Raw genomic sequence first — 17356 nt, 5'->3', positions numbered from 1 at the left:
GATGAAAATCGCAGTCGCAGGCGCCACGGGCGCCATTGGAAAATCGTTGATCCCGCTGCTCGTCGAGGCCGGTCACGAGGTGACGGGCTTCACTCGCCGCGCGTCGGGCGCAGCGCAGTTGGAGGCGCTGGGCGCGCAGGCCGTCGTGCTCGATATTTTCGACCGCGACGCCGTGTTCGCGGCGCTTCGCGAGATGCAGCCCGAGGCCGTGATCCACCAGCTTACCGCGCTCGGCGAGCGCGACTTCGCAGCGAACTCGCACATCCGGACGCTCGGCACCCGGCATCTGGTCGACGCCGCGCTGGCCGCGGGCGTGCGCCGGATGATCGCGCAGAGCATCTCCTGGGCGTACGCGCCAGGCGACGGCCCGGCGACCGAGGAGGAGCCGCTCGACCTGGACGCGCCTGCGCCGCGAAGCGGCACGATCCAGGGCGTGCGCGCGTTGGAGACGGCGACGCTCGAAATGCCGGAAGCCGTCATTCTACGGTACGGGCTGTTCTACGGGCCAGGGACCTGGTACGCGCCGGACGGCTTCGTGGCCGACGAGGTGCGCCGCGGCGGTCTGCCCGCGACCGAGGGCGTGGCGTCGTTCGTGCACGTCGACGACGCGGCGCATGCAGCGCTGCTCGCGCTGGGCTGGCCGCCCGGGACCGTGAACGTCGTCGACGACCGTCCGGCGCCGGGCAGCGAGTGGCTGCCGCATTACGCAGCGCTGCTGGGCGCGCCTGCGCCGGCGCGGCAGCCCGGTGCCGCCCGAGGCGAGCGCGGCGCTTCCAACTTCAAAGCGCGGCGGCTCGGCTGGCAGCCGCGCTTCGCGGATTGGCACGAGGGCTTTGCCGCGACGCTCGGCTAGGCTGATCTCTAATGCATTGGTTTTTGGACCCGGGCGGGCAGACCGCCCGTTTTTTTGCGGAGGGGCCGCATTTTCATTTGCTAAGGGACCCGAATTTAATTTAAGGGACCCGAATTTAATTGTCAGAAAGCAGTTAATTTGTTTGCGGGAAGGGGGCCCGGCGCAAATAGTTGTTAAAGAGCAACTAAATTGGCCGCTGAGCTTCCCCAGGACCAAATTTCCGGGAAATAACTGCCTTTTGGCAATTATCGGGCTACAGTTCGCAGTTCCTCCGGAATTAGATGCTTTTTAACAATTATCGATTGCCGACTGTAAGTCCGCCACCCGCCAACCTTTACCGTTAACCGCAGCCAATCACTTGCCCCCCCAACCGCGCACCGCGCACCGCCAACCGCGCACCGCCAACCGCGCACCGCCAACCGCGCACCGCCAACCGTCCATCACCAGCCGCCCATCACCCACCGCCAGCCATCGCACATAGCCACCGCTACCTTCCAATTGACACCCATCACCCACCATCGTACCCGCATTTCCGCCACATTCGCCCCGCGAGCGCAAGCCTGTTTCCTCATCCCCGCCACCGAATCAGCTAATTTAAAATTCCTCCTTGCACCTTACGTTACGTCACGTCTTATAGTAAAGTTACGGGCAGAGACGTCAGGACGGGGAGGCGGAAAAATGGCCAAGCATCGCGGAGGCACGGAGGACGGCGAGACCGCCGAGGCGAACCGCCGGTGGAAAGTGGGCGACATCGCCGCACTGACGGGGCTTACGATTCGGACGCTGCGCTATTACGACCAGATCGGCTTGTTCCCGCCCTCCGGTCAGACCGACTCGGGGCACAGGCTGTACGACGAAGGCGACCTGTCCCGCCTGCATCAGATTCTGGCGCTCAAGGAGCTGGGCCTGCCGCTCACTGAGATTCAGTCCGTCCTGAAGCGGGATGCGCCCGACTTGTCCGAGATCATCGCCGCGCAGATCGACCGCCTGCGGGAGAAGATTCGCGTCCAGCAGAAGCTGCTGAGCGAGCTGGAGCAGGCTTCGGCCGCCGTACGGGCGCAAGCGCCGCTCGGGGTAGAGGCGTTCGCCAAGCTGCTCGGGATGATGAAGCAGAGCCATGAGAAGTTTTTTTGGGAGAGGCGAACGCACGCCGAGCGGGCGCTCGACCGGTTGGGCGAATGGCTGGCGGAAGAGCCGGATGATGAACGCGATGAGTCGTAAGACGAGCGTAAGACGATTTGAAAGATCACCATTTGGGAGGATGAACGAAATGGAACAACGCTCGACGCACCATGCTACTTTTACGGTGGAGAGAACGTACCCCGCGAAGCCGGAGCGCGTCTTCAAAGCTTGGTCGGACGCCGGGGCGAAAGCGCGCTGGTTTACCCCCGCCGAGACCTTCGAATTCCGCGTCGGCGGCCGGGAGTACAGCCGCGGCGGACCGCCGGACGGCCCCGTCTTCACGTTCGATGCCTTTTATCAGGACATCGTGCCGAACGAGCGCATCGTCTACTCGTACGTCCTGGACATGGGCGACAGGCGCATCTCCGCTTCGGTGACGACGGTCGAGCTTCATCCGGCCGAAGGCAGCACGCGGCTCGTTTTTACCGAGCAGGGCGTGTTCCTGGACGGACTCGATACGCCGGAGCAGCGCGAGCATGGCACGAACATACTGCTGAACATGCTCGGCGACGCGCTGCAGAGCGAGCCTGAGGCGTCATGAGCCTTATACCGAAAAAAGAGAGCCGGACAGTCGCCGCTGGAGGCGGCCGTCCGGCTCTTTGCGCCGCTGCAGCGTTTATTAACGGGCACGCGAATCGCTGCTGACGTCGTTGAAAAATTTGATCGCATACAGCGCGCATATGCCGACGATCGTATACACGATGCGGGAAGCGACTTCTTCCTGACCCCCGAACAACTCGGCGACGAGATCGTACTTGAACAGACCGACCAGCAGCCAGTTGATGCCTCCGATGATCAGAATGGCAAGCGCGATTGCGTTAAGCGTCTTCATTCCAGACCCACTCCTTCAGCCGAATTTTGGCGGTTCATCGAGAAAATACCCCATTGCGGCGATTTCTATTCATAAGTTACGCTTCCCTGCCAATTCTTATGTTTATTTTCAACAAAGATGGGAGGGGAGCGGCCGAAAAAAATCGTTACGCCCTAGTTGTATCCGCCAAAATCGCGCTGAGGAAACCGGGTTAAAGCGCCTCCGCCCTCTCCTATTCCTCCGGATAAGGGTCGATCGTGCGGATAGAGCCGTCCGCTTCGTAATGCAGCTCGGCCATCTTCACGCAGCGCTTGTTGTCCGCCCCGCCCGACAGGGAGCTGTCGTGGTAGAACAGATACCATTTATCCCGGTAGCGGACGATCGAATGATGCGTGGTCCAGCCGATGACGGGCGTCAGGATCGTACCTTTGAACGTGAACGGGCCGTACGGATTGTCCCCGACCGCATAGACGATCTTGTGCGTCGTCCCCGTCGAATAAGATAGGTAATACCGCCCCTCGTGCTTGTGCACCCAGGGTCCCTCGAAATATCTGCGCTCTTCGTCCCCTGCCCGAATCGGCTCTCCGGCTTCGTCGACGATGCGGATCTCGTGCGGCGTCTCCTTGAATTCGAGCATGTCGTCGGCCAACTCCGCCACCCGCGGCCCGAGCGCGGGCTCGTCGCCCGACGGCCCGTCGGCATCCGGCTGGAACGTGCCGGTCTGCCACTTTTCCAGCTGACCGCCCCACAGCCCGCCGAAGTAGACATAAGCCTTGCCGTCCTCATCGGCGAATACGGCCGGATCGATGCTGAAGCTGCCGGCAATATAGCTCTTCTCCGCGCGGAACGGCCCTTGGGGCGAGATGCCCGTAGCGACGCCGATGCGGAATACGTCGTTGTGGTCCCGCGCCGGGAAGAACAGATAGTACGTGCCGTCCTTGTAGGCAGCGTCAGGCGCCCACAGCTGCTTTTTCGCCCAGAGAACATCGTTAACGTGCAGCGCCTCTCCGTGGTCGAGCGCCTGCGTCAGATCCTCGTTAAGCGAGAGGACGTGGTAGTCCTCCATGTCGTACTGGTCGCCATTGTCGTTTGAAGCCATCTCGTGGTCCAGATCGTGAGAAGGGTACAGGTACAGCTTGCCCTCGAATACGTGAGCGGAAGGATCCGCCGTGTAAATATGCGTCACGAGCGGCGCCCCGCCCCGCGATTCTGTCGTCATCCCGTTGCCTCCTTGTAAGCGCTATCCATCCGATTTCCCCTCATCGTATCAAATATAAATCCGCGCAGATACGGCACAATGATTAGGTTTTATACCTACAATCTTTAGAAGTTGGCCGCCTTTGCACAACGGTTGGCTGACAAATCGGTCTTTGTGATAAAGTAGACGGGATTGGACTCATGCGAAAAACGGGCGGGCGATTCGATTGGTCAAATGGAGCGAAATGAACACGCTGCGAAACCAGATTTTCGCCGCTTTTACGTTAACGATGATCGTCGTGCTGACCTTTGCGGGCATCTATATATACGGTCAGGTATCCGATTTGCTGCGGGGCAGCGCGGAGAAGCATATCCAGCAGACGGCGGTGCAGGCGAACGGGCGGCTCGACGCGCTGCTCGACCAGATCGATTCGCTGACGACCCAGGTGGCGACCAACGATTATGTGCAGAAGCTGCTGCTCCAGGAAGCGGACGGCGTCCGCGCCGCGTTCGCCCAGCGTCAGTCGCTGCTGCAGATCGCGAGCACCTACATGGCCTATTCGACGGGCATCCGCTCGATGGAGCTCTACGCCAGGGACTACCGGCGCCTGTTCCCTCTCGACCAGACCAGCCTGAACGCGCGGGTCTCGCAAGAGATGATCTGGCAGACCGACCGTGTAAAGGGACGGCTCGTCTGGTTCGGGCTCGATCCGGCGCAGCCGGATACCGTGCTCGCGATGCGCCGCATCAGCCTCATCGACCGGGGCTACGCGGCCGGCGGCTACCTGGCGGTCCGGCTCAGCCGCGACTACTTCGAGATGAACGAGCAGGCGACGGGCGAGGGAGAGACGCGCGGCGACGACGAGTACATGCTGCTCGCGGACGGCCAGGGCGCCCCGATCACCTCGGACCTTACGGCCGAGGAAGCCAAGGAAGTGCTCGCGCAGACCGGATCCACCGTCTCCGTCGGCGGCGAAGAGCTGCTGTCCGTGCGCCAGCAATCCCGCACGACGGGCTGGACGCTCGTGCTGCTCACGCCAGTCCGCGCTTCGACCGAAGGGATCTCGGTGCTCCGCACCGCGATCCTGGTATCGATCGGCATCGGCGCGGTGGCGTTTTTGCTGCTGACGCTGCTGCTGTCCACGCTGATCACGCGTCCGATGCTGAAGCTGATGCGCACGATGCGCGGCGCGCGGCTCGGCGGGCTCAAGCAGAACCTGTCGCCCTCGCCGACGATCGCATCCCTGGAGATTCGGGAGCTGAACAACACCTACAACCAGATGGTGACGCATATGAACGAGCTGATCCAGGTCGTATACGAGAAGGAGATCACCCAGAGCCGCACCGAGCTCAAGGCGCTGCAGGCGCAGATCAATCCCCACTTCCTGTTCAACACGCTGGAAGCGTTCTATTGGTCGCTCGAGGATAAAGGGGACGAGGAGCTGGCCGGCATCGTCGTCGCCATGTCGGGCTTGTTCCGCTACGTCATCGGGGGCGCCGGCGGGGACGACGAGTGGGTGACCGCCCGCGACGAGCTCGAGCATGCGCAGCGGTACTTGCAGATCATGAAGATGCGTCTGATCGACCGGCTGGTTTGGCACATCGCCGCGGACGAGGGGCTCATGCACGTGCCGATCCCCAAGCTCATCATTCAGCCGCTCGTGGAGAACGCGATCCTGCATGGCGTGGAGAGCCGGATCGGCCCCGGGTCGGTCACGATCCAGGTGTCGTCGGACAAACCCGGCATCGCCACGATCGCCGTCATCGACGACGGGCTCGGGATGGACGAGGAGACGCTGGCCAAGCTCCTGCAGAAAATAGACGGCGGGAGCCGGCAGCCTTCCTCCAAGAAGGGGGCGGGGGTGGCCATGTCCAACGTGCAGCGGCGCCTCAAGCTTTATTATCCGGACGCGGCGGGAGCCGGCAGCGGCTTGCACATCGAGAGCAAGGCCGGCGTCGGCACGATCGTCCGTTTTGATATCACCATTCCTCCGGGAGGAGTCGAACCGTTGTGAAAACGTTATTGATCGTCGACGACGAGCCGCGCACGCGACTCGGCATCCAAAAGACCCTCGTCGCCTGGGCGGCGGGCAAATACCGGATCGAAAGCGCGGCAAGCGGCGTCGAAGCGCTCGAATGGTTGAAGACGAATCCGGTCCAGATTCTCATCACCGACGTGCGGATGCCGGAGATCGACGGCCTGCAGATGCTGGAGGCGCTCGCGAAGCGCGGACCGCTGCCCGTCGTCATCGTCATCTCCGGCCATGCCGAGTTCGAGTATGCGAAAAAGTCGCTGCAGCTCGGCGCGTTCGATTATATCCTCAAGCCGCTCGACAAAGCGTCTCTCATCGACACCGTGCAGCGGGCGTTCGAACGCGACAGCGACAAGGATCGCGTGGGCGCGATGGAGAAGCTCGTCGACTCCAAGCTGCTCGAGGTAGGCCGCGACGAGGCGCGATACGGCTCCTCCATCAAGGACGCGATCGACTTTATTTACGGCCATCTGCATGAGGCGATCACGATGAAGCAGGTCGCGGAGCAGCTTCACCTGAACGCGAGCTACTTCAGCGTGCTGTTCAAGGAGCAGACGGGCGTGACGTTCAGCGATTATCTGACGCGGATCCGGCTGCAAAAGGCGAAGGAGCTGCTCGTCGCGACGCGCCTGCCGGTGTGGGAGATCGCGGAGAAGGTCGGCTACCAGACCGTCAAATATTTCATCAAGGTGTTCAAAGAAAGCGAAGGGACGAGCCCAAGGCAGTACAGGCAGCAAGCGGCGGAAGAAGATCCGTCGATCCAATAAAAGTGGAATTTCTCCCAATCGCAGTTAACTGTTGCGCTTACATTTCCGGTTTTATACTGTGTATGCGATTACAAAGTGACTGTGTCGTAAAAAGGGAGGCTAAAAAAATGAAACGCGCACTATCCGCAAGCACCGCCATTGTCCTCTTGTCCTCCGTCCTGGCCGCATGCGGCTCGGACGCCTCCAACAATGCGGGCGCCAGCCAATCGGCCGGCCCGAGCGCAGGCGCTTCGAGCAGCGCCGCTCCTTCGGACAGCAGCAAGCCGAAGGATAAGGTGACCATCAACCTCTGGAGCTTCACCGACGAGATTCCCAACATGACGAAGAAGTACATGGAAACCCACCCCGACGCGAATGTCGAGTTCAAGACGACCGTCATCGCGACGACGGACGGCGCTTACCAGCCCGCGCTCGATCAAGCGCTCGCGGGCGGCGGCAAGGACGCGCCGGACCTTTACGCGGCCGAATCGGCCTTCGTCCTGAAGTACACGCAAGGCGACGCCTCGGACTATGCCGCGAACTACGCGGACCTGGGGCTGGGCGACGACCTGGTCAAGGACGCAGGCATCGCCCAATACTCGGTCGACATCGGCAGCAAGGACGGCGCGCTGAAAGGCCTTGCCTACCAAGCGACAGGCGGTGCCTTCATCTATCGCCGTTCGATCGCCAAGGACGTGTTCGGCACGGACGATCCGGCGACGATCAAGACCGCGGTCGGTCCGGGCTGGGATAAGTTCTTCGACGCGGCCGCCAAGCTGAAGGCCAAAGGCTACGGCATCGTATCCGGCGACGGCGACATCTGGCACCCGATCGAGAACAGCTCCGACAAAGGCTGGATCGTGGACGGCAAACTGCACATCGATCCGAAGCGCGAGCAGTTCCTGGATTTCTCCAAGCAGCTCAAGGACAACGGCTATTCGAACGATACGAAGGACTGGACGGAAGCCTGGTACGCCGACATGTCCGGCACCGGCAAGCAGCCGATCTTCGGCTTCTTCGGCCCCGCCTGGCTCATCAATTACGTCATGAACGGCCAGGTCAAGGACACGAACGGCGACTGGGCCGTGACCGAACCGCCGACCGGCTTCTTCTGGGGCGGCACATGGCTGCTCGCGAACAAGGACGTCACGAAGGACGACGCCAAGAAAGCTGCCGTCGCCGACTTTATCAAGTGGGTGACGCTGGATACGTCCGAGACCGGTCTTCAATACTACTGGGCGAACGGCACGATGAAGACGGGCGAGCAAGGCACGAAGGACAGCGTTGCGTCGAGCGTCGTCATGTCGAAGTCGAACGGCGAAGTCGCGCTGCTCGGCGGCCAGAATATGTTCGATGTGTTCGTCCCGGCTAACGCCAACGCCACCGGCAAGAACCTCACCCAATACGACGAGTCGATCAACCTCATCTGGCGCGACCAGGTGCGCGAATATGCGAACGGCACGAAGAGCCGGGATAAGACGATCGCGGACTTCAAGCAAAAGGTCAAGGACCAGCTCGACATCGACAGCGAATAAGACGGCACTTTTGCGCCGAAGGGGCGGGTCGACGGCCCGCCCCTTTATATGAATAAACGAGGTGGTAGCCATGCGCCGCAAGAGCGTCAGCTATTCGAGATTCGGCTACATGTTCAGCTTGCCTTTCATACTCGCGTTCCTTGTATTCTCGTTCTATCCGGTCCTGTATACGGCGGTCATCGGCTTTACCGACATGAAGGGCGTCATTCCGAAGCCGGTCCATATGCTGGACAATCCCTTCGGCAACTTCACCGATCTCATTATGCATAACACGTCGTTTCGCATATCGTTAACGAATACCGCGCTGATCTGGATCCTGAACTTCATTCCCCAGATCGGGCTGGCGCTGCTGCTCACCGCCTGGTTCACCAACCAGCGCCTTAAGGTGCGGGGGCAAGGCGCGTTCAAGGTGCTCCTCTACATGCCGAATATTATCACGGCGAGCACGATCGCCGTGCTTTTTAACTCTTTGTTTTCCTACCCGATGGGTCCCGTGAACAGTCTGTTCGAGAGTCTGGGCTGGATCGACGCGCCCGTCAACTTCCTGCAGGACAAGACGACCGCGCGGGGCATCGTCGCCTTTATCCAGTTCTGGATGTGGTACGGCAACACGATGATCATCCTGATCGCCGGCGTCATGGGCATCAACCCCGCGCTGTTCGAGGCGGCCGCCATCGACGGGGCGAACGGCTGGCAGACGTTCATGCGGATCACGCTCCCGAGTCTCAAGACGATCATGCTCTACACGCTGATCACGTCGATGATCGGGGGGCTGCAGCTGTTCGACATCCCGCAGCTGTTCCTGTTCGGCGGTCCCGACGACGCGACGCTCACGACGTCCGTATTCATCTACGGGCAAGCGTTCAAGGGCAGCTACATGTTCAACAAAGCGGCGGCGGCCAGCATGATCATGTTCGCGATCGCGGCGGTTCTGTCGGGTCTCTTGTTCTACCTCATGCGCGACCGCGACGCTTCGCTGCTCAAGAAAGCGCAAAAAAGAATCAAAAAGGCTGCGAAAGCGGCGGCAAGGGGGCTGTGATTCATGGAAAACATCCGGACGGAATCCAGAGCCTTCCTTCACGTTAACCGGACGATCGTTTACATCGTCTGCATCGTCCTGGCGCTGCTCAGCATCCTGCCGTTCTGGATCATGTTCGTCAACGCCACCCGCTCGACGGCGGAGATTCAGAGCGGGCTCTCGCTGCTGCCGTCCACGCATATGAAGACAAATCTGGACGTGCTGCTGAGCAAAAGCTTCGATCCGCTCAAGGGATTCTTTAATTCGCTCATCATCTCGGGCTTCTCGACCATCTGCGCGGTATACTTTTCGTCGCTCACCGCCTATGCGCTGGTCGCGTACAACTGGAAGCTTCGCCAGGCGTTCTTTACGTTTATCCTGCTCGTCATGATGATCCCGGCGCAGGCGAGCGCCATCGGCTTCTACAAGTTCATGTATCAGCTGCATTGGACGAACAGCCTGCTGCCGCTGATCCTGCCTGCCATCGCTGCGCCTGCCATCGTATTTTTCATGCGGCAGTACCTGCTGTCCATGCTGTCGATCGAAATGGTGGAAGCCGCGCGCATCGACGGAGCGGGGGAGCTGTACACGTTTAACCGGATCGTGCTGCCCATCATGGTGCCCGCTATCGCGACCCAGGCCATCTTCGCCTTCGTCGCCAGCTGGAACAACCTGTTCATGCCGCTCATCCTGCTTACGCAGAAGGACAAATACACGCTGCCGATTATGGTCAGCCTGCTTAAAGGGGATATTTACAAGACGGAGTTCGGTTCGATTTATATGGGGCTCGCCCTTACGGCCCTGCCGCTCTTCGTGATATACTTCCTGCTGTCCAGGTATATTATCGCAGGCGTCGCGCTTGGCGGCGTCAAAGAATAAGAAGGGCACAAACCTCGATCCGTCCGGCTCCGCGCCTGGCGGATCGTCATGCTGCATGGTGGAGGCAATGAACGTGCGCATAAAAATTCGGGCGGTATCGGCGCTGACGGCGGCCGGCTTGGCCCTCGCGACGGCCGGATGCGGGCGGGGGGCCGGCGATCGTCTCGCCCCGGAGCCGGGCTCTGGCGATCAAGTTACGATCAGGATGATGCATCTGTGGCCGGAATCCGGCGCGCTCGGCCAGCATCGGATCGTGAACAAGATCATCGAGGAGTACGAGGCGGAGCATCCGAACGTCGTCGTCAAGCAGGAAGTGCTCGACAACGAACAGTACAAAGCCAAGCTCCGGGTGCTCTCCGCCGTCAACGAGCTGCCCGACGTCGGCTTGACTTGGGCGGCGGGGGCGCTGCAGCCGTTCGTTGCGGGCGGGCTGTTCACGCCGCTCGACGACCTGCTGCAGGGCGAGCTGAAGGATTCGTTCGTGGCGGGCACGACGGAGGCTTACGCCGTGGACGACAAGACGTACGCGCTGCCGCTCGAATTCAACATCGCGCCGATTTTCTATAACAAGGAGCTGTTCCGCAAGTTCCAATTGGATGTTCCCAAGACGTACGACGAGCTCCGCGACGTCATCGGGACGCTCGCCGCGGGCGGCGTGGCGCCGATCGCGCTGGGCAATCAGGACCGCTGGACCGGGTCGATGTGGTACATGTACATGGCCGACCGCATTGCAGGCGCAGAGACGCTGGCGGAGGCGATCGGCGGCAAGCGCTCCTTTGCCGATCCGGGGCTCGTCCAGGCGGGCCGGAGCGTGCAGGACCTGGTGGACGCGGGGGCGTTCAACCCGGACTTCAACGGCTTGTCCAACGACGAGGCCAAGGCGATGTTCTTGAGCGGCAAAGCCGCCATGTACATGGTGGGCGCGTGGGAGCTGCCGAATTTCACGACGAACCAGGACATCCCCCAGCGCTTCCGCGACAACGTCGGCTTCTTCAAGTTTCCGACGGTTGAGGAAGGCAAAGGAGACATCGACGGCTGGGTCGGCGGTCCCGGCGTCGGACTGTTCGTGGCCGAGAACTCCGAGGTGAAGGCGGAAGCCAAGTCGTTCGTCGAGTACTTCGTCAAGCGTTGGGGCGAGCGATCCGTCACCGACGCGGGCGTCATCCCGGCGACCAAGGTCGATACCGCGGCCGTCAAGCTGCCGCAGCTGTACGTCGACCTGCTCAACGAGATGAACAAAGCGACGAGCATCACGCTGTTCGCCGACGTGCAGCTGAAGCCGGGCGCCGCCGAGACGCACCTGAACCAGATCCAGGCGCTGTTCGGCAAAGCCGTCACGCCGGAAGGTTTCGCGGCCGCGCACGACAAGGTGATTAAGGCGGGGCAGTGAGGACTTGCGAGGTAGCGTCGGTTGATGCGCCCGATAGTTGTCAAAAGGCAGTTATTTCTCTTCGTTTACGCTATCCTCGCGAAATAGCTGTCAGAAGGCAGTTAATTCCCGCAAATGTCTCGTATATCCGCCCCGCCCGCCGAAATAACTGCTTTGTAACACTTATCGCTTCTTGCTTTATCGAAAATGGCGAAAATAACTGCCTTTTGGCAGTTATTTTTTTGTTCGGATCGTGCCCAAACTCCCGGTTAGATACAAATGCTGAATCTATGTCGTATTTCCTAAAATTTAACTAAAGTAGACTGGGTATATTGAATCATGCTGGGATAATTAGTATTTTAAGAGGGTTGCTGATCACTGATCTTCGATTCAGAACTTAAATCTAGCGAGGAGTCTGTCGGATGAAGCTTTCGGTTAAGCGTATTACAAGTATCCTGCTGGCTGTTGCGATGCTGTTGACCGGATGGTCCAGTCTTGCTTCGGCTGCCGTGTTCAAGGACACACAGGGACATTGGGCCCAAGGGGCCGTGGAAAAATGGAGCGAAGCCGGCGTTATTCAAGGGGCCAACGGGACCTTCAGACCGAACGAGTCTGTTACCAGAGCCGAGTTCGCGACGATGATCGACAATATCGTGAAGTACACGGAAACGGGCGACAACCTGTTCTCCGATCTCTCTTCTTCGAAATGGTATTACGACGCGATCTTGAAGCTCAGCAAGGCTGGCGTCCTGAGCGGCTCGAACGGTAAAGCGCTGCCGGGCGCCGTCATCACCCGTCAGGAAGCGGCCGTGATGGTCGCCAAGGCGTTCAATATCGCGGAGTCCGAGGCAGGCGCAACCTTCACGGACGAAGGCGCAATCGCGGGATGGGCCAATGGCTACGTTCATGCGCTCGCGGCCAAGAAGATAATCGGCGGCATGCCGGACGGCTCGTTCAAGCCGACCGCAAGCCTGACGAGGGCCCAGGCTGTGACGATGTTCGCCAACTTCATGCAGGATCTCGTCTCCAAGGAGGGCGACTACTCGAAGGATGTCCAGGGCAATCTGGTCGTCAATACGCCCGGCGCCGTATTGAAGGATATGGCGATCTCGGGCGACCTGTACATCACGCAGGGCGTCGGGGAAGGCGAAGTCACGCTGAACAATGTGAGCATAACGGGCTCCGTCTATGTGCGCGGCGGCGGCGAGCACTCTATCATCTTCAACAGTGTCGACGTCAAAGGAGCGCTCGTCGTCAACAAGAACAACGGCAAAATCCGCATTCTGGCGACCGGTTCGACATCTGTTGCGGTAACCCGACTTGAGAGCGGCGGCCTGCTTGTAACGAAGGAGCTGACAGGCGGCGGCTTCGAGACGGTCGAGATCACGGCTGATATTGCGGCAGGCCAAGAGATCGTGCTCGACGGGACGTTTAACAAGGTCGTGAATCAGTCCGCCGATGCGAAAATAACGGCGAACGGAACCATCAAGGATCTGGTCGCGCAGGTCCAGACCAAGCTGACGGGCAAGGTCGAGATCGCCAAGGTAACGGCGGCTGAAGGCATAAAGACAACCGTCAACGACCAAGTCGTCCAGCCGACGGGTAACGCCGGAAGTAATACGGGCTCGACCGGCGGCAACACCAATCCGGGAAGCGGCACGAACAATCCCGGTCCGGACGAGGCAACCGGTGCCGTGACTCTGTCGTTGTCCAAGTTCGACGCGTCGAACGCAGAGGCGTACGACAAGCTGGACAGCGTTGTGGCCGCTAACAGCGCCGCGCTCGATATCGGTCAATTCGAGCGGTCCGTACTGCGAAGCGCCTATTACGAAGCTGTCGTTGCAGCACAGGGTGAACTGTCCGAGACGACCGATCCTGCCGGGCATTACTTCAACCTGGTCGCAACGCTAAAGGACGAGAAGGGCGTTCCGCTGTCGGACGTATCGAACGTCAAGGTCACGGTGTCGAGCGCGACCTATTCGTACGAGCCGGCGTTCGGCGCGGATCTGTCGGCAGGCGCCAAGGCAGGCAGCGTCGTCCTGAAGCTGGACGCAGGCGCCGAACCGTCGATTCAGCCGTACTCGGCGACGTTCAAGCGCAACGGAGAGACGCTCCTGACGCTGGCGATCACGCTGGTGCCGCAAGGCAAGTCCTATATCAAACGCATCGGTGCGATCTCCGGCGATGCTGAGGTAGGTTCGACGTTGATCGCAGGGCAAGTCACTTACGAAGGCGAAGGCGCGGTCGGACCGAACCGATACCAGTGGTACATCTCCAATGCCGCGAATGGCGTTTATACGGCCATCGCAGACGCCACCGGCGAGAACTATACGCCCAAACAGGCAGACCTAGGCCAATATCTTCGCGTTGAGGCACGCGCGGACCAGAACGTATTCGCCGGTTCTTCGGTCAGCGCGGCTTTCGGTCCCATCCGGACGGCGCAGTCTCCGCAGCAGCCGAGCTTCATCGATCCGTACTTCGCTGCGGACTATCCGCAGGCCTACGTGAAAAACGGAGAGGTTTGGGTTAAGTACAAGCTCACTAAGCCAGCTGAAGTATATATGGTTTTGAACTTCGCCAATGGTTATTTTAAATCCGACGTGAAGTCCGTCCTTGAGGGTCATGCCGGGGAGAATGAAGTCATCTGGGTCGAAGGATGGCCGTACTTCCGCGTAAGGGCCGATCAAGTCGGTCAAGAACTGGAATTTAATACGCACCTGCCGCTGTCCAATAGTGAAGCGCGCATCGAGTTCGTTATTAAGGACGAGAGCGCTGGTTACGTTTCAAGCGACGTAACAACGATTCATTTCGAATCTCAGGTCGGCGAGGCGATCGATACGTATCCGCCATATGCTTCGGCGCCGTTCATTAACGAGGATCTGAGCGAGATCTATTTGTACTATTATGAGAAGCTAGATACGGCAAGCGTGCCGGCGGCAAACGACTTTGCGCTGAATTATGGTTCGATCGACCGTGTGAGCATGACCAATTATGAGAGCATGTTTCTCTTTCCTTCCTCTTATATCAAGCTGGAGGTTAGCGGCATACCGGAAGCTTTGAAAAACGAACTTGTATTGTCGTATTCAGGTACTGCAATTCGGGATGCGAGTGATGCCAAAAATCCGGCCGGAAAGTTTTCGGGAAGCGAGGTAGAAACGGTGGCGTACGAGTCGGACGGGGCTTTGATCAGTGCCGATCGAAAGTCCGTTAGGCTCTCCGTAAGCAAGGGCTGGAATCAAAATGCCAACGGCACCGAGTATATCGACCTTACAGACCGGTTTACGGTCCGGATCGGCGGGCATTCGTATCAACCGAACAGCTTTGGCATGAGTTACAACGAAGATTATGCATCCTACACGCTTCTCTTTAACGAGCCGCTGCCGGCAGGTCCGGCGACAGCCGTCTTTGACTCCGCAGGGCTGATCGGCGTCGCTTACGATCCGTATCCCGCCGAGATCGTTTTTCCTGAAATCGAGGAGGTGTCGGCACCGGGGACGCCGACGGCGACTTACGCGAACGGACAGATCAAGCTGACGTTTGCCGAGGGCTTCAGAACATACAACTCGATGGCGACCGCTGCCGGTCTGGAGCTTGACGTAGACGGGACGGCATATGCACTGCGCGGATTTATTGTCTCTCCCGCCCTGGAATCCAATGTCTACTTGGTTAACTTGAACAGCGATTATGATGTGCGGGCCAAGAACGCGATCGCACAGGGGCACCTGATTCGGATAAAATTTACGAACCAATATGAAAAAGCAATGTATACTTCCGCTATGGCGGATATCGCGGGTAATTCAATACCGGATTTCGACTACATTCCTGTTAGCAAGCAACAGTAAATTAATCGTTTTAAGACAAAATCGCCCTCCCGGCCCGCGGCCGAAGAGGGCGATTTCTTTTTCCGCGTACCTGTTACTTGATCCCGAACCGCACGAACGAGTCCACGATCTGGCGGCGCAGCAGCAGGTAGATGAGGAGGATCGGCAGGCAGGAAACGGTCGTGGCCGCCATCAGCGAGCCCCACATGTTGGAGTCGGAGTTGACGAACAGCTTGAGTCCGATCTGCAGCGGCGCGTTCTCCATCTTCTTGGTGATGAGCATCGGCCACAGGTACTCGTTCCAGCCGTTGATGAACAGGATGATGCCGAGCGAGGCGACCGAGGACTTGATGTTCGGCAGGATGAGCCGAGTCAGGATGCCGAAGTCGCTCTGTCCGTCGATGCATGCCGCCTCGATGAGCACCTTGGGAAACGACTGGAAGCTCTGGTACAGCGACAGGATGGCGAAGGTGGACACGGCGAACGGCAGCACGATGCCCATGAGCGTCTCGTTCATGCCCATGTCGTTGACGAGCACGTAGTTGGGGATCATGATCGATTGGAAAGGGATGAGCCACGTCAGGCTCAGCAGCGTGAAGATGAGCGTCTGTCCGCGGAAGCGCCAGCGCACGAGCGCGTACGCCGCGAGCAGGCCGGTGAACAGCTGCAGCGCGGTCATCAGGATCGAGACGCCGAACGAGTTGAACATCATGCGGAAGATCGGCATTTGCTCGAACGCGTAGCTGTAGTTGCTCAAGATCGGGTTGGGCGGCAGGAAGTCGGACTTGAAGATGTCCGATTCGTTTTTGAACGACGAATTCAGCATCCAGTACAGCGGGAACAGCGCGATCACGCACATCAGCGACAGCAGGCCGTGCTGCAGGATTGAGACCGCCGGCGGTTTTCTTTTCATGGTCGGCTCCTCCCGGCTTAGTTATCGTAAAAGGAAAATCGGCGCGACAGCGAATTAAGCGCGAGCGAGATGACGCCGAAGACGACGAAGAACAGGAGCGACGCCGCCGAGCTGAAGCCCGCGTTGAGGTTGGAGAAGGCGAACTTGTACATCTCGTAGTAAACGTTGGTCGACGTGCCGTAAGGACCGCCGGTCGTCAGGATGTCGATGTACGCGAACGTCCATTGGCTGGAGAACAGGATGCTCATCGTCAGCATGAAAATAATCATCGGCGACATGAGCGGTACGGTGATGTTCCAGAACTGGCGCATGCTGCCGGCGCCGTCCTGCGAGGCGGCTTCGTAGTACTCGCTGTTGATCCCGGTCAGCGCGGCGGAGAACATGATCGTGCTGAAGCCGATCATCTTCCACCCCGTGATGAGCAGGATGATCCACTTGGCGAAGGACGGATCCGAGAAGTAGGCGATCGGCGTCTCGATCAGGCCGAGCTTCATCAGCGCGGTGTTCACGAGGCCGCCGGACGGGTGGAACAGCCAGCGCCAGATCGCGCTCACGGACACCGGCGCCAGGATCATCGGGATGAAGAAGAGCGCGCGGTACACGTTTTTCATGCGGCCTTCCATATGATGGGTGACCGCGGCCAGCGCGAGCGGGATGACGATGGAGAACGGCAGCAGCAGCGCCGTGTAGAACACGGTGTTGCCGATCGAGTCGGCGAAGCTTTTGTTCGCCAGCAGCCGCGAGAAGTTGTCGAAGCCGACGTACAGCGGCTCGGTGCCGGGGACCATGCTCCATTTGTGAAAAGCCAGATAAAACGTGTACAGCAGCGGCCTGTACATAAAAATGCCGAGCAGGACCAGCGCAGGCAGCAGGTACAGCCAGGGCTTCAGCATGCGAAGCGCCTTGGACCGGGTCCGAGGCCGGTCCAAGGCTACGGGCGGCTTCCCCGCAAGGGGGGGCGCGTAGGCGTTTTCGATCGCTTGGCTCATGACGGCTCCT

The 17356-nt window shown here is 59.7% G+C and carries 14 protein-coding genes; 10 read left to right on the top strand and 4 right to left on the bottom strand.

Annotated elements, in window-relative coordinates:
- Position 1: 1 nt before the first annotated feature.
- The 3 genes from KB449_RS28955 (at position 2) to KB449_RS28945 (ending at position 2576) form a co-directional block, all read left to right on the top strand.
- On the top strand, positions 2–853 hold the full coding sequence (locus KB449_RS28955; RefSeq protein ID WP_282911671.1) for an NAD-dependent epimerase/dehydratase family protein: 852 nt from the start codon (positions 2–4) through the stop codon (positions 851–853).
- Between the two features lie 678 nt (positions 854–1531).
- Complete coding sequence (locus KB449_RS28950; RefSeq protein WP_282911670.1) at positions 1532–2074, top strand: MerR family transcriptional regulator; 543 nt, start codon at positions 1532–1534, stop codon at positions 2072–2074.
- Between the two features lie 49 nt (positions 2075–2123).
- Positions 2124–2576: an SRPBCC family protein gene (locus KB449_RS28945; protein WP_282911669.1), complete on the top strand. Its 453-nt coding sequence runs from the start codon at positions 2124–2126 to the stop codon at positions 2574–2576.
- A gap of 78 nt (positions 2577–2654) precedes the next feature.
- Here KB449_RS28945 and KB449_RS28940 read toward each other — a convergent pair whose 3' ends face one another.
- Both KB449_RS28940 and KB449_RS28935 read right to left on the bottom strand, forming a co-directional pair.
- Complete coding sequence (locus KB449_RS28940) at positions 2655–2867, bottom strand: DUF378 domain-containing protein (RefSeq protein WP_090116399.1); 213 nt, start codon at positions 2865–2867, stop codon at positions 2655–2657.
- Positions 2868–3078: 211 nt separating this feature from the next.
- Positions 3079–4065 carry a glycoside hydrolase family 43 protein gene (locus tag KB449_RS28935; RefSeq protein ID WP_282911668.1) on the bottom strand — a complete coding sequence of 329 codons (987 nt, stop codon included), beginning with the start codon at positions 4063–4065 and terminating at the stop codon, positions 3079–3081.
- A 205-nt stretch (positions 4066–4270) separates the two neighbouring features.
- Between KB449_RS28935 and KB449_RS28930 the strand changes: the two genes are divergently transcribed.
- The 7 genes from KB449_RS28930 to KB449_RS28900 all read left to right on the top strand — a co-directional run bounded on the left by KB449_RS28930 (position 4271) and on the right by KB449_RS28900 (position 15465).
- Complete coding sequence (locus KB449_RS28930; RefSeq protein WP_282911667.1) at positions 4271–6058, top strand: cache domain-containing sensor histidine kinase; 1788 nt, start codon at positions 4271–4273, stop codon at positions 6056–6058.
- Positions 6055–6843 carry a response regulator transcription factor gene (locus tag KB449_RS28925; RefSeq protein WP_282911666.1) on the top strand — a complete coding sequence of 263 codons (789 nt, stop codon included), beginning with the start codon at positions 6055–6057 and terminating at the stop codon, positions 6841–6843. The genes KB449_RS28930 and KB449_RS28925 overlap by 4 nt, the downstream gene beginning before the upstream one ends.
- Positions 6844–6950: 107 nt before the next feature.
- Positions 6951–8357: an ABC transporter substrate-binding protein gene (locus KB449_RS28920; protein ID WP_282911665.1), complete on the top strand. Its 1407-nt coding sequence runs from the start codon at positions 6951–6953 to the stop codon at positions 8355–8357.
- A 70-nt stretch (positions 8358–8427) separates the two neighbouring features.
- Complete coding sequence (locus KB449_RS28915; RefSeq protein ID WP_282911664.1) at positions 8428–9396, top strand: carbohydrate ABC transporter permease; 969 nt, start codon at positions 8428–8430, stop codon at positions 9394–9396.
- Between the two features lie 3 nt (positions 9397–9399).
- Positions 9400–10254, top strand: a complete 855-nt coding sequence (locus tag KB449_RS28910; RefSeq protein WP_282911663.1) for a carbohydrate ABC transporter permease — start codon at positions 9400–9402, stop codon at positions 10252–10254.
- Positions 10255–10333: 79 nt separating this feature from the next.
- Entirely contained in the window at positions 10334–11644 is a 1311-nt protein-coding gene (locus KB449_RS28905; protein ID WP_434082567.1) for an extracellular solute-binding protein, read from the top strand.
- A 401-nt stretch (positions 11645–12045) separates the two neighbouring features.
- Positions 12046–15465, top strand: a complete 3420-nt coding sequence (locus tag KB449_RS28900) for an S-layer homology domain-containing protein (RefSeq protein ID WP_282911662.1) — start codon at positions 12046–12048, stop codon at positions 15463–15465.
- A gap of 73 nt (positions 15466–15538) precedes the next feature.
- Here the strand turns inward: KB449_RS28900 and KB449_RS28895 are convergent, their stop codons facing one another.
- Together KB449_RS28895 and KB449_RS28890 are read right to left on the bottom strand one after the other, a co-directional pair.
- Complete coding sequence (locus tag KB449_RS28895; RefSeq protein ID WP_282911661.1) at positions 15539–16357, bottom strand: carbohydrate ABC transporter permease; 819 nt, start codon at positions 16355–16357, stop codon at positions 15539–15541.
- A gap of 17 nt (positions 16358–16374) precedes the next feature.
- On the bottom strand, positions 16375–17346 hold the full coding sequence (locus tag KB449_RS28890) for a carbohydrate ABC transporter permease (RefSeq protein WP_282911660.1): 972 nt from the start codon (positions 17344–17346) through the stop codon (positions 16375–16377).
- Positions 17347–17356 lie beyond the last annotated feature (10 nt).

It is taken from the genome of Cohnella hashimotonis, assembly GCF_030014955.1.
GTDB lineage: Bacteria > Bacillota > Bacilli > Paenibacillales > Paenibacillaceae > Cohnella > Cohnella hashimotonis.
Note: the sequence above shows the minus strand (reverse complement) of the source record. Positions and strands in the feature narration are given on the sequence as shown.